Here is a 589-nt window from a genome sequence, read left to right as displayed (position 1 = left end):
CCGTAGGTGCGAATGCCCGCGGCCAGGCGGGTGTCGTCGCCATGGCGTTCCTGCCAGCCGCGCTCGGCGCCGATCAGCAGGCCGGCGGCCAGGGCGCTGGCGAAATTCAGCAGGGTCTGCAGCTCGTCGGGCATGGCGCGTCCTTGGGCGGGGGATGCAGGCAGTCTAGTCGGCCGGCGCCGGCGGGTATTGCGGCAGATCAGTTGGCCGGGGCAAACCCGAGGTAGCCCGGATGCCGCCCGGGGCAGGCACTCCCCGGATGGCACCCACGTCGCGCGCGGAAGTCGCTTCGCAGCGGCTGCAGCGGCGAATCGCGCACTTAGCCGCGCAGGCTCAGATGACGGCTGAGCAGGGCGCGCAGGGCGGCCGGCTTGACCGGCTTGGGCAGGTAGTCGAGGCCGGCGGCATGCACCTCGGCCACCAGCTCCGGGCGGCCGTCGGCGCTGATCACCACGCCGGGCACCGGCTCGCCCAGGCGCGTGCGCAGCCAGGCCATCAGCTCGGTGCCGGTCTCGCCCTCGTCGAGGTGGTAGTCGATCAGCGCCAGTTGCGGGCGCACGTCCTCGCTCAGCAGGTGTTCGCATTCCAG

General features: G+C 72.7%; 1 protein-coding gene and 1 pseudogene. Both read right to left on the bottom strand.

Going from position 1 to position 589, the window contains the following annotated elements; genetic code table 11:
- Window positions 1–134 (bottom strand): annotated as a pseudogene (locus N878_RS29770) (MgtC/SapB family protein); the annotation flags it as partial.
- A gap of 185 nt (window positions 135–319) precedes the next feature.
- A partial coding sequence (locus tag N878_RS25515; RefSeq protein WP_036989475.1) for a response regulator occupies window positions 320–589 on the bottom strand: 270 nt, incomplete at its 5' end.

The sequence above is a fragment of the Pseudomonas sp. EGD-AK9 genome (genome assembly GCF_000465935.2).
In the GTDB taxonomy this organism is placed as follows: Bacteria; Pseudomonadota; Gammaproteobacteria; order Pseudomonadales; family Pseudomonadaceae; genus Aquipseudomonas.
The sequence above is the reverse complement of the archived record's forward strand: the minus strand, read 5'-3'. Positions and strand labels throughout refer to the sequence as shown.